Raw genomic sequence first — 12,464 nt, forward strand, 5'->3', positions numbered from 1 at the left:
AGGAGAAGGAAATATGACTTCAGAAGCATTAGGCATGATTGAAACAAAAGGCTTGATAGGCTCAATAGAGGCTGCTGATGCTATGGTAAAAGCTGCTAATGTTACCTTGATTGGCAAGGAACACGTAGGTGGTGGTCTAGTTACCGTTTTGGTTCGTGGTGATGTTGGTGCAGTAAAAGCTGCTACTGATGCAGGTGCAGCCGCTGCCCAACGTGTAGGAGAGTTAGTCTCTGTTCACGTCATTCCGCGTCCACATGGTGAAGTAGAAACCATTTTACCACACTAATATAAGTAAAGGAGAAGGAAATATGACTTCAGAAGCATTAGGCATGATTGAAACAAAAGGCTTGATAGGCTCAATAGAGGCTGCTGATGCCATGGTAAAAGCTGCTAATGTTACCTTGATTGGCAAGGAACACGTAGGTGGTGGTCTAGTTACCGTTTTGGTTCGTGGTGATGTTGGTGCAGTAAAAGCTGCTACTGATGCAGGTGCAGCCGCTGCCCAACGTGTAGGAGAGTTAGTCTCTGTTCACGTCATTCCGCGTCCACATGGCGAAGTAGAAACCATTTTACCACACTAATATAAGTAAAGGAGAAGGAAATATGACTTCAGAAGCATTAGGCATGATTGAAACAAAAGGCTTGATAGGCTCAATAGAGGCTGCTGATGCCATGGTAAAAGCTGCTAATGTTACCTTGATTGGCAAGGAACACGTAGGTGGTGGTCTAGTTACCGTTTTGGTTCGTGGTGATGTTGGTGCAGTAAAAGCTGCTACTGATGCAGGTGCAGCCGCTGCCCAACGTGTAGGAGAGTTAGTCTCTGTTCACGTCATTCCGCGTCCACATGGTGAAGTAGAAACCATTTTACCAAAAGTAAAATAAATTTTGAGGAAGAAGAGCTCATCTGGTTTGGGGTGAGCTTTTCTAAAAATAGTAGGTAATTTCTTCTCGAAGAATTGGGGAAAGATTAAAAAATGTAGGGAGGAAGGAATATGTCACATCAAGAAATAATGGATGGTAATATGGCTGCGGCATACGTAGCATATGCTTTTAGTGATGTTGCAGGTATTTACCCTATTACACCCAGCTCTACAATGGGAGAATGGATTGATACTTGGCAGGCAGAAGGTAGAAAAAACTTATTTGATCAGACTGTAAATGTTGTTGAAATGCAATCAGAAGCGGGAGTGGCTGGCTTCGTGCATGGTTCATTAAAAACTGGAGCACTAACGACTACTTGTACCTCTTCTCAAGGATTGTTGCTAATGATACCTAACATGTACAAGATTGCAGGAGAATTACTACCAGCAGTTTTTCATGTTGCTGCACGTTCTGTAACGACAAATGCCCTCAGTATATTTGGTGATCATAGTGATGTTATGGCTGTACGACAGACAGGCTTTGCAATGTTGGCAGAAGGTTCCGTTCAAGAAGTAATGGATCTGTCACTTGTAGCTCATTTAGCAACACTAGAATCCAGTCTTCCCTTCGTTAATTTTTTCGATGGATTTTCGACAAGTCATGAACTACAAAAAATCACTGTTCTAGAATATGATGAGTTCAAGCCTCTAGTGCATGAAGAGGCGCTCAACATCTTTCGTGGTAGAGGAATGAATCCCAACCATCCAACGGTGTCCGGAACCAATCAAGGACCAGACACCTTCTTCCAACAGCGCGAGACAGTAAATCGACACTATCAAGTTCTTCCCTACGTTGTACGAAAGTACATGAAAAAAATCAATCAACTTCGTGGAACAGATTATGACCTAATGCGATATTATGGACATCCTGATGCAGAAACTATTATTGTAGCAATGGGATCCGTATCCTCTACAATTTGTCAGACTGTTGATTACTTGATGGATAACAATAAAAAAGTGGGCTTCATTCAGGTTCATCTCTATCGACCTTTTCCAATAAAAGATTTTTTAGAAAAAGTACCCAAGACAGTTCAAGCTATCGCTGTTTTGGATAGAACCAAAGAAGCAGGAGCCACAGGTGAACCTCTTTTCTTAGATGTAAGAACTGCGTTTTACGAAAGTGAGCGACACCCCATTATCATTGGGGGAAGGTATGGATTGGGTTCAAAAGAAGTGAGACCTAACCAGATAATGGCTATCTTTGCTGAGTTGGAGAAAGCTTCTCCAAAGCCTCATTTTACTATAGGAATAGAAGATGATGTTACCAACTTTTCATTAAAGGTGGGAGATTCTATTGATCTGACAAAGAAAACAACTTACCAAGTGAAATGTTGGGGATTTGGAGGAGATGGCACAGTTAGTGCCAATAAATCAATTATCCGCATTATGGGTGAACATTCTGACTCTACTATTCAAGGTTCCTTCTATTATGATTCTAGAAAACAGAATGGTCTCACGATTTCAAACCTTCGATTTGGTCGAGATAAAATTCAGTCTTCTTATTCTATATTAGAAGCGGATTTTGTTGGGGTTACCATGCCTGGATATTTAAGAAAAATAGACTTGGTAGAGGGATTAAAAAAAGGGGGAATATTTCTATTAAATACCACCTGGTCCCATGAAAAACTCAGTCGCTTACTTCCAAGCAAACTCAAACGCTACTTGGCTGATAACGAGATTCGCTTTTACACCATAAATGCCTACAAAATTACACAAGAAGTAGGATTGTATGGTAAACCAGGCATTTGCATGCAGGCGGCTTTCTTTAAAATAACAGACTTTTTATCGGAAGAAGCAGCAGTTGATGCCATGAAGAAAGAGATTGTTCAGGCGTATAGACATAAATCACCAGAAATTGTAGAACAAAATCTACGAGCTGTTGAGATGACTATTGCTTCTATAAAAAAAATAGACATTCCAGCCGATTGGAAATTATGTAGAGAGGAGCAAAACGCCCCATCAACCAATACTTTGAAGTATATACAGAAGATTCAGCAACCTGTTCATCGTCTGGAAGGAAATTCTGTGTCGGTTGGTCAATTGATAGAAAATGGTCTCGTCGCAGGAGATATTCCCTTGGGAATTGCGCCAGTAGAAAAACGCAGTACGGCTTGGGAAGTACCAGAGTGGAATTCAGAATTTTGTGTGCAATGTAATCAATGTTCATTTGTCTGCCCACATGCTGCCATTCGTCCTTTCCTAGTTGAACAAGATGAGTTGAATCAAGCTCCTGATGGCTACAGGGTTAGAGATTACAAGGGAAAAGATGGACTGATGTATCGTATTCAGGTATCTGTTGAGGATTGTACTGGTTGTGAACTGTGTGTAAAGATCTGTCCTGCCAAAGGCAAGGCTTTAAAGATGATTGAAGTGGATGACGAAGCTTCAGGTAAGTTTAAGGAAGAAGCCATTCATTGGGCCTTTTCAATGACCTTACGTGCCAAAGAAAATCCAGCAAAGCCAGGAACTATTGCACATACACAATTTGAACAGCCTCTCTTGGAATTTTCAGGTGCATGTTCAGGATGCGGTGAAACTCCGTATGTAAAACTATTAACTCAGTTGTTTGGTAGTAGGATGATGATTGCTAATGCTACAGGTTGTTCTTCCATCTGGGGAGGGATGTTTCCTATCACACCGTTTAGTACCAATTCACTTGGGCAAGGTCCTGCTTGGAGTAATTCTCTGTTGGAAGACAATGCTGAATTTGGATATGGTATGTTAATGGCTACGCAAACGAGGAGACACTCGCTGATTGCTGATATGCTCGCAGCAAAAGAGGAAGCAAGTTCACTTTTGGTAGAGCTGATAGATAACTGGATTGAAAACATTGATAAAGGCTATGGGACAATTGCACGAAGCAAAAAGTTGATAGACTTGCTCCTTGTTGAAATGGATGAGACAAAACCATTCTTGACAAAACTTTACGAAAAACGTGATTTATTTGTAAAACCCTCACAATGGATTATCGGTGGAGATGGTTGGGCCTACGATATAGGTTATGGTGGCTTAGATCATGTGCTTGCTAGCGGAGCGGATGTAAACATACTGGTACTTGATAATGAAGTATACTCTAATACTGGTGGCCATGTTTCAAAAAGTACACCGACATCAGCTATTGCAAAGTTTTCAGCTTCAGGTAACAGAGGAATAAAAAAAGACTTAGGAATGATGGCGATGACCTATGGTAATGTCTATGTAGCTCAGGTTGCAAGTGGTGCGAATCCAGTTCAGGTGATTAAAGCATTTGAAGAAGCAGAAAAACATCCAGGACCATCACTTATCATTGCCTACGTCCCATGTATCACTCACAAGATAGCAGGAGGAATGAAGGAAAGTCTTCAGGAAGCAAGACAAGCAGTAGAATCTGGTTACTGGTCCTTGTACCGTTACAATCCAAAGCTAGAACAAGAAGGAAGAAATCCGATGATTTTGGATTATAAGCGCCCAAATTTTGATAAAATGATTGATTTTATGATGAAACAAGAGCGATTTTCTTCCTTACAACAATTTAATCCTACTGTAGCTGCGGATTTATTTCATCAAACAGTGGAACAAGCCAAACGGCGTTTTATAAACTATGCCAAGTTATCTGGAGACTTCGACAACTATATGAAAAGAGTGCAAAAAAATCAGACAAAGAAAAGTAGCACAATACAGGAGTCTACATTAGAAACGATTATACATAGTTTAGATTTTTAATACTATACTAAAAATAAATACTATCTCTTTGGGGATGGTATTTATTTTTAGTTTTATCAGTGAAATAGATATTTTATACAAAATATTGAATAAAAATTTAAAAAATTATTGACAAGTGTATAAAAATGAATTAAAATGGAAATATATTCTGAAAAAGTAAAGAAAATATAGGAAAACAACCTATTTTCATACTTTCTAGGAAAATAGAATTTGAAAAAGAAGGTATTTAGGAAACTATGAAAAAACTATTAACATTAGCAACACTGTTAGCAATCTTGACTCTGGTCGCTTGTTCTTCAACCTCCCCTCAATCAAGATTGGATGCCATCAAAGAAAAGGGAACCTTGGTTGTAGCAACCAGTCCAGACTATGCACCATTTGAATTTCAAACCTTAGTGGATGGAAAAAATAAAGTTGTCGGGTCGGACATTGCTTTGGCGCAGAAAATTGCAGATGAACTCGGAGTCAAACTTGAAGTTTCGTCTATGAGCTTTGATAATGTACTAAGCAGTATACAGTCAGGCAAGGCTGATATTGCTATTGCTGGTCTATCCTATTCAGAACAGCGCGCAAAAGTATTTGATTTTTCTGAAATCTATTATCAAGTGGCAGATACTCTTCTTGTGAAGAAATCCAATCTGGATAGATATACCGCCTTAGCTGATTTAAAGGGACAAAAAGTGGCTGTTCAAAAAGGCTCTACTCAGGAAGTTTATGCCAAGGAGAACATGACCGATGTCAGCTTGATTTCTCTTGGAGCAATGGGAGAAGCAATCAATGAACTGAAAACTGGTCAAGTTGAGGCTGTCTTGGTAGATAAACCTGTTGCTCTTGGCTACGCTGCACAAAATGACGATTTAGTTCTTGCAACGATTCCCTTTCCAACAGTTAAAGAAAATGGCAAAGCTATTGCCATGCCAAAAGGTAGTACTGATCTAAAAGCAGCTATTGATGCTGTAATAAAAAAGGTTGTCGAAAACAATGAGTATGAAACTTTCTTAAAAGAAGCTGCTAAATACACTGTCTCAGAATAAGACAAGAAGAGCAATGCTGAACCTTTGTGGAACCAATCGAAAAACAAGCTTCGTCAAATCTAAAATAAATGATTTCGGATTGGAATAATGAAAAACAAAAAACGAATGGTAAATAGCTAATGTCTTTTGACCTTGCTATCTTCATCCGTTTTTTTTATATGGTTATCTCAGCAATCAGAGAATTTTCTGTGATTCTAATATAGAATTTTGCTTATCTTGTGCGCTCCAAATAGAAACTGGTTAAGCGTGGAATGGTAATAGTTGCTCCGTTTTCATCTGGATAGAGGGTGAACGATTCCATCGGAATGGTGTTAGATGAGAAGACCAATTGATATTCAGAACCTGCTGGAAGGTCTAGGTGAACATTAAAAAGTTCTTGATCGTTGAAGTTGTGAACCGTTAAGATTTCTTGCTCGTCACTCATGCGTGAAAATGCGTAGAGACTAACTTCTTCATCAATTTTTATCCAGTTAAAGCCTTTTTCATAGGCTTGATAATCATACTTCCAGAAAGCATCATGCTCTTTATAGAAAGTGGAAAGAGTCCTCATCATCTGGTAGAAAGAATGATGGATTGGAAAGTTCAGTAGATTCCAGTCCATTTCTGTATGCTCATGCCATTCTCGGATATGCCCCCATTCATTCCCCATGAAAAGTAATTTCTTACCAGGATGAGCGAAGTAGAAGCTATAATAAACCCGCGCTAGGTGGAATTTATCATCATAATCTCCGTTCATTTTGTTGATGATTGAGCATTTGCCATGAACCACTTCATCATGAGAAAGTGGTAGTAAAAATTGTTCATTTTGGTTGTAGTACATACCAAAAGTGATTTCGTTAGAATGATACTTACGATAAATGGCAGGTCGCTCTACAAATTTTAGCGTATCATTCATCCAGCCTAAATCCCATTTCATATCAAAGCCAATACCACCCTCTTCAAGAGAATGTGTGACTTTAGGGAAACTAGAAGAGTCTTCTGCAATCATCAGTACACCCTTATAATCAGTATGAACCATGGCATTGACCCGCTTGATAAAATCTATTGCAGCGTGGTTTATCTTGTCTTCGTCTGTTTCCCCACGCCAATAAAGAAGATAGGATAGAGCATCAACACGAATACCATCAAAATGGAAGTATTCCAGCCAATATTTGAGGTTTGATAATAAGAAAGAACGTGTTACACCCTTACCTAGATCAAAATTAGCTGTTCCCCACTGGTGATTTTCACGGTCGTGTTCATTGGGATACTCATATAGCCAACTACCATCAAATTGATAGAGCCCGTGCGCATCTTTGCAGAAGTGAAGTGGTACCCAATCTAAAATGACTCCGATACCTGCCTGATGGCATTGGTCAACTAAATACTTCAGCTCATCAGGTTTTCCGTAGCGACTAGTTGGACTATAATATCCAGTTACTTGATACCCCCAGGATGCATCTAGAGGGTGTTCTGTTATTGGAAGTAATTCGATATGTGTGTAATGATTTTCCTTGACATGTTCAATCAGAAGAGGAACGATTTCCTTGTAAGAATAAAAAGTGGTGGTTGAAGAAGCCTCTTCGTTTTTATTGGCCAATTTTTGTTTCCAGGATCCCAGATGAACTTCATAGATGGATACCGGTTGTTGCTTAAAATCATAATTTACACGATTGTACATCCAGACATCATCTTTAAACTTGTAACGTGGATTGTAGGTTGTAGAGGCGGTATCGGGACGAACTTGGCTGAAAAATGCATACGGATCTGCCTTATACATTTCCCGACCGTCATGAGTGATAATGAGATACTTGTAATTTTCCAGCGATCTCAGTCCTTCGATATACAGTTGGAATGTTCCATCGATTTCCCACTGCATCTGGTGACTACGTTGCCAGCCGTTAAAATCACCAACTACAAATACTTCTCTGGCGTTGGGAGCATAGACACGAAATTGAGTACCAAGAATCTTATTGCGTAGCTTAATGATATGAGCACCCATTTTTTCATAGAGGGTGGTATGCTCGCCGGAGTTCATATAATATAAATCTAAATCAGTAAATTCTGTCATAGCAATCTCCATTGCCGAAAAGGAGTGGACAGTGGTCGCACTCCAGTTCAGTTCTAATTTTTATTCTAACCGCTAATTTCACGATAAAGCCAGATGTATTTTTCAGCAGAAGCTGTCCAACTGAAATCGCGCTTCATAGCTTGATGGACCATTGCATACCAATCTTCTGGACGGTCATAATAGGTTTGAAGAGCAAAATCATAGACTTGACGCATACTATAGGCATCTCGTCCACCAAAACTGAAGCCCGTTCCTTCTTTGGTATCTATATGGTAAGGTGTCACTGTGTCAACCAAGCCACCGGTTTCTCGTACCAGTGGTAGTGTGCCATAGTGCATAGAAATCAACTGGCTGATTCCGCATGGTTCAAACATAGAAGGCATGAGGAAAAGGTCGCTTGCTGCATAAATTTGATGCGCTAAAGGCTCATTGTAACCACGATAGAAGGCAAATTTTTCAGGGTAAGTATGTTTAAAATGATTAAAGGCATTTTCGATGTCTGCTTCTCCATTACCCAAGATAATAAATTGTACATGTGCCTGTAAAAGATGACCGAGTACCTCGGTTAAAAGGTAGAAGCCTTTTTGCCATGTCAAACGGGATACAATACCAATCATCAAGACATTTTCATCTTGAGGTAAGGCAAATTGAGCTTGTAGAGCTAATTTATTAGCTTTTTTGTCTCCAAGGGTTTCTAAACTATAGTTCTTTACAAGATACTGATCTGTCTGACTATTCCAACTATCATAGTCAATACCATTGACAATACCAACGAGGTCATGTCTACGTAGTTCGAGAACATGTTGCATATTTTCGCCGAATTCTTCTGTCAATATTTCACGAGCATAGGTAGTTGATACTGTGCTAACTTTATCAGCGTAGAGAATACCCAATTTCATAAAGCTGATACACTCGTCGTGGAAGCGTGCGATACCATCCAGATAGTAGCTGTAATCCATACCGAGAGCTGACCAGAGTGCTTGCTTATGGAAGATACCTTGGAAAGCAAGGTTATGAATTGTAAAGACATGCTTGATATTTCGAAATTCCTCACGGTAGCTATAGAAGGTGCGGCAAAGGAAAGGAAGAGCAGCGGTATGCCAATCATGAGTGTGCATCACATCTGGGAAGAAGTTCAACGCTTCTAACAAGCGACAAGTAGCATGTTGGAAGTAACCAAAACGCATGGCATCATCATCGTATCCATACAGCTCATCACGTTCAAAGAAATCACGGTGTTCGATGAAGTAGAAGGTCACACCGTCAATGACTTGGCTATAAACATTGGCCATGGACTGAATATCACCTGCACGTACATCAAAGCTAGATACATAGTCGAAATCAGCATGATTGGCCATAGCAATTTTTTTATATAGTGGCAGGACTACGCGGACATCCAAGCCTTGTTTTACCAATTCTTTAGGGAGAGAGCCGATAACATCAGCTAAACCACCGGTTTTGATAAATGGAAGTCCTTCAGATGCCACAAAGAGAACAGATTTTTTTGCCATATTAGCTCCTATATGATTTGATATGGTTTCAAGTATGAAGGCGATGTTTCACTTCCTTTTATATCAATTGGATGGATGATTTTTGTTGCCTTATCAATAATAGCATTTTCAATGTTTGCACCACTTTTAATCGTTACACCATTGAGAATGATTGAGTTTTTGATGACAACACCTTCTTCAATAACAACGTCACGGTCAATAACAGAGTTTTCGATTTGACCATTGATATTGGCACCATTGGAAATCAGGCTGCGTTTGACCTCAGCAAGGGGACCATATAGACATGGCGAACTATCGCTTGTTTGAGTATGGATTGGCCAATCGTGTTTAAAGAGCAATTTGCGCGTATCTTGGTCAATTAACTCAATTTGAGTTTTGAAATACGAAGCAGTAGTATTGATACATGCGACATAGTCTCGGTGTGCATAGCCCATGATTTTGTATTGATCAACTGTATCGCGCAGTATATCTTTTAGCCAATAGAGAGATGAAACCTTATTTGCACGTCTAATCAGATCAATGAATGTTGTGCGTTTCATAATGTAGGCCTCAAGAGAAATTGGACGGTTTTTATACTTACCATGGTTTTCTTCAAAAGCGACAATCCGTCTATCTTCACCAAACTTAAGAGTTTGACATCCAATGAAATGGTCTTTAGCATCGGAAACATTCTTGTAAAGAACGGTTATATCTGCACCAGTTGCAAGATGTTCGCTCATAACTTTTGAAAAATCCTGACTGTAAATGAAGTAGGATGGTGCAATCAACACGTACTCTTTATTAGAACTTTCAATGTAGTGGATATTTTCTGAAAATGCGTTAATATCATGACGGTAAACGCTGCTTGGATCTGTTGCGCTATTTAGCAAGCGAAGAGAGCCACGTTTACTATTGATATTGTAATGTTTACCTGTACCGACGTGTTGAATGGTAGAACGCATCTCTGTAGGCATGTAGACTTGAAATTCGCTAATTCCAGAGTTTGACATATTGGATAAGACAAAGTCAATGAGGCGGTAGCGACCCAAAAAACCAAAGGCTTGCACGCCACGATGTCTCATCACATCGCCAAAGTGTACATTATTTCCTTCAATATTTACAATTCCGAGGGTATTTCTTAACATAGCAGTCCTTTCTTACTTAGTTACGTTCTTATCAATCAAGAGGATATTGTCCACATCGCCTGTCAGTTTGATACCATCTGCGATTTTAATGTTTTCAGCTACGATAACATGATTGAGTTCAGCCCCTTCACCAATAATGGCTCCAGGCAAAATGACAGAGTTTTTAACAATTGCACCTTGGCTGACCTGGACATCAGTTGAGATAACAGAATGTTCAACTGTTCCATCGATAACAGCGCCCTTATCAATATAGGCAGATTTTACGGTGGCAGTTGCACCGATCACTTGGGCAGGAGAGCCTTTGTCCTCAGAATAGATCCTCCATGACCGATCAGAAAGATCCAGATCCCCAGCATGGTCAATCAAGTCCATGTTAGACTCCCAAAGGCTATTAACAGTACCGACATCTTTCCAGTAACCTCGGAATGGATGTGCTACAAGAGTACGACCATCTTCTAGGTACTTTGGAATGATATCGTGACCGAAGTCGTGAGAAGAAGTATCTAGTTTATCGTCTTCTTGGAGATATTTTTTCAAGGTCTTCCATGTGAAGATATAAATACCCATGGACGCAAGATTGCTCTTAGGATTTTCTGGTTTTTCTTCAAATTCTTCAATACGGTAGTTTTCATCTGTATTCATGATACCAAAGCGAGAAGCTTCCTTGATTGGAACCTCTATAACAGCAATAGTAGCATCTGCTTTCTTCTGAATATGGGTATCAAGGAGTTTGTCATAGTTCATCTTGTAGATGTGATCACCGGACAAAATTAGTACGTATTCTGGATTATGAAGGTCAATGAAATCAATATTTTGAGTAATGGCATCTGCGGTCCCCTTATAGAGTCCAAAACCTTCTATTTTTTCACTTGGAGGTAGCACAAAGATACCAGAGCCTCGGACATCTAGTCCCCACCGTTGCGATTGAGCAACATATGAATTCAAGAGGACAGGTTCGTACTGAGTCAAAACTCCGACAATATCAATACCTGAGTTGGCACAGTTACTGAGTGGAAAGTCAATAATACGGTATTTTCCACCAAATGCAACCGCTGGCTTGGCAACTTTTTTGGTTAAACCTTCTAGACGAGTTCCACGTCCACCTGCAAGAATCATAGCTAACATTTTATTTTGAGCCATCTAACCACTCCTTAATATATGTGATACATGTATTATAGCATAGAATACAAAAAAATGAAAGCGTTTCCTAGGGGTGAAAACGAGATATTTTCATTTTCACTTTCAACATCTTTCATAAATATATCATAGCATATTATTTTGTGTTTGTCTATATAAAATTGTATTTATTTTTGAAGTAATCTATCGGTCTACCTCTGATTTTTGACACATAAGTTGAGCGTAAAAGGAGCGATGGGGTCTAACAAAGTCGAAGGTGTAACTTTCATTTTAAAATTTGGTGCATTTATCATAAAATCCATCGGAGAGACTGACTTGATAACCTATTGGTTTGCTATTAACCTTCTGGTACTTCTTAGGTGTTCAGTCTATTGTAGCAATGACAAATACTTTTTTAACAAAAGTGTAAAGTTCTACTATGCAAATATTAAAATGCTATAATAGAATTATAAAAGTAAAGGAAGTGATTGGTATGAACACAATCACAGCTTACAACTCACGCTGATTATGTAATCAAGCGTGAGTTGTAAAGTAGAAAAATAGGCTTTTTCACATATTTGTAGAGAGTTTTTTGTACTGTTTGCCTGTCACTATGCCTAACCATTTTTCAAATGAAGTTGATGGGCAATTAAGGTTTTACAAAGATTATCTTCCATCAACTGATGTTAATCTTTCAATAGACGATATCTTCACTGACTATACTGATTTATTACATTGGAAACTCAAAACCACATGAAAAGTCTAAGAGAATCTGATAGCCAGTTTTATCGTAATGAGCTATTTCTTGATACCACTAATGGAGAAACGTTGGCAACTACGGAATTGAAAGACTTGATTATTTCTGAAAAGGGAGCTAAATTGTTTTTGCAATGGAAAAATGTTTTAACAGAAGTAAAACAAAGGAGTGTGACCTCGCTTTAACTTATTCAGTTTACAAATTATTGATGAGCTGAATTTATTCAATAAACCAAAAGGAACTGGACAGA

At 39.0% G+C, this 12,464-nt stretch carries 10 protein-coding genes; 6 read left to right on the top strand and 4 right to left on the bottom strand.

All coding sequences use genetic code 11. The features are described 5' to 3' along the window. Window positions 1-13 precede the first annotated feature (13 nt). From eutM (BZG42_RS04590) to BZG42_RS04610, 5 genes are all read left to right on the top strand, one after another. Window positions 14-286, top strand: coding sequence for an ethanolamine utilization microcompartment protein EutM (eutM, locus tag BZG42_RS04590; protein WP_120171621.1), 273 nt, complete (start codon window positions 14-16; stop codon window positions 284-286). Window positions 287-308: 22 nt separating this feature from the next. Beyond that, entirely contained in the window at window positions 309-581 is a 273-nt protein-coding gene (gene eutM, locus BZG42_RS04595; protein WP_120171621.1) for an ethanolamine utilization microcompartment protein EutM, read from the top strand. Between the two features lie 22 nt (window positions 582-603). After that, complete coding sequence (gene eutM / locus BZG42_RS04600; protein ID WP_120171622.1) at window positions 604-882, top strand: ethanolamine utilization microcompartment protein EutM; 279 nt, start codon at window positions 604-606, stop codon at window positions 880-882. A gap of 110 nt (window positions 883-992) precedes the next feature. Continuing rightward, on the top strand, window positions 993-4,622 hold the full coding sequence (gene nifJ / locus BZG42_RS04605) for a pyruvate:ferredoxin (flavodoxin) oxidoreductase (protein ID WP_155996457.1): 3,630 nt from the start codon (window positions 993-995) through the stop codon (window positions 4,620-4,622). 236 nt (window positions 4,623-4,858) lie between these two features. After that, a complete protein-coding gene (locus tag BZG42_RS04610; protein ID WP_155996455.1) occupies window positions 4,859-5,656 on the top strand; it encodes a transporter substrate-binding domain-containing protein in 798 nt (265 codons plus the stop codon). Between the two features lie 211 nt (window positions 5,657-5,867). On the opposite strand, the gene glgB is transcribed toward BZG42_RS04610, so the two are convergent. The 4 genes from glgB to BZG42_RS04630 form a co-directional block, all read right to left on the bottom strand. Further along, on the bottom strand, window positions 5,868-7,706 hold the full coding sequence (gene glgB, locus BZG42_RS04615) for a 1,4-alpha-glucan branching protein GlgB (RefSeq protein ID WP_155973075.1): 1,839 nt from the start codon (window positions 7,704-7,706) through the stop codon (window positions 5,868-5,870). Window positions 7,707-7,771: 65 nt separating this feature from the next. Then, the gene (gene glgA, locus BZG42_RS04620) at window positions 7,772-9,217 is read right to left on the bottom strand and encodes a glycogen synthase GlgA (protein ID WP_155996453.1); all 1,446 of its coding nucleotides are present in this window, start codon (window positions 9,215-9,217) and stop codon (window positions 7,772-7,774) included. Window positions 9,218-9,225: 8 nt separating this feature from the next. Further along, entirely contained in the window at window positions 9,226-10,341 is a 1,116-nt protein-coding gene (glgD, locus tag BZG42_RS04625) for a glucose-1-phosphate adenylyltransferase subunit GlgD (RefSeq protein WP_155974484.1), read from the bottom strand. Window positions 10,342-10,353: 12 nt separating this feature from the next. Beyond that, window positions 10,354-11,481 carry a glucose-1-phosphate adenylyltransferase gene (locus BZG42_RS04630; RefSeq protein ID WP_120171626.1) on the bottom strand — a complete coding sequence of 376 codons (1,128 nt, stop codon included), beginning with the start codon at window positions 11,479-11,481 and terminating at the stop codon, window positions 10,354-10,356. Window positions 11,482-12,210: 729 nt separating this feature from the next. Between BZG42_RS04630 and BZG42_RS04635 the strand changes: the two genes are divergently transcribed. Then, the gene (locus BZG42_RS04635) at window positions 12,211-12,399 is read left to right on the top strand and encodes a hypothetical protein (RefSeq protein ID WP_024532534.1); all 189 of its coding nucleotides are present in this window, start codon (window positions 12,211-12,213) and stop codon (window positions 12,397-12,399) included. Window positions 12,400-12,464: the final 65 nt, after the last annotated feature.

Source organism: Streptococcus sp. DAT741 (genome assembly GCF_009866825.1).
GTDB lineage: Bacteria > Bacillota > Bacilli > Lactobacillales > Streptococcaceae > Streptococcus > Streptococcus ruminantium.

Bases quoted from the DNA above. Each gene is read 5' to 3' on its own strand.
- glgA (WP_155996453.1), bottom strand. From the start codon at position 9,217: ATGGCAAAAAAATCTGTTCTCTTTGTGGCATCTGAAGGACTTCCATTT.
- glgB (WP_155973075.1), bottom strand. From the start codon at position 7,706: ATGACAGAATTTACTGATTTAGATTTATATTATATGAACTCCGGCGAG.
- BZG42_RS04610 (WP_155996455.1), top strand. From the start codon at position 4,859: ATGAAAAAACTATTAACATTAGCAACACTGTTAGCAATCTTGACTCTG.
- BZG42_RS04630 (WP_120171626.1), bottom strand. From the start codon at position 11,481: ATGGCTCAAAATAAAATGTTAGCTATGATTCTTGCAGGTGGACGTGGA.
- eutM (WP_120171621.1), top strand. From the start codon at position 14: ATGACTTCAGAAGCATTAGGCATGATTGAAACAAAAGGCTTGATAGGC.
- nifJ (WP_155996457.1), top strand. From the start codon at position 993: ATGTCACATCAAGAAATAATGGATGGTAATATGGCTGCGGCATACGTA.
- glgD (WP_155974484.1), bottom strand. From the start codon at position 10,341: ATGTTAAGAAATACCCTCGGAATTGTAAATATTGAAGGAAATAATGTA.
- BZG42_RS04635 (WP_024532534.1), top strand. From the start codon at position 12,211: ATGAAAAGTCTAAGAGAATCTGATAGCCAGTTTTATCGTAATGAGCTA.
- eutM (WP_120171621.1), top strand. From the start codon at position 309: ATGACTTCAGAAGCATTAGGCATGATTGAAACAAAAGGCTTGATAGGC.
- eutM (WP_120171622.1), top strand. From the start codon at position 604: ATGACTTCAGAAGCATTAGGCATGATTGAAACAAAAGGCTTGATAGGC.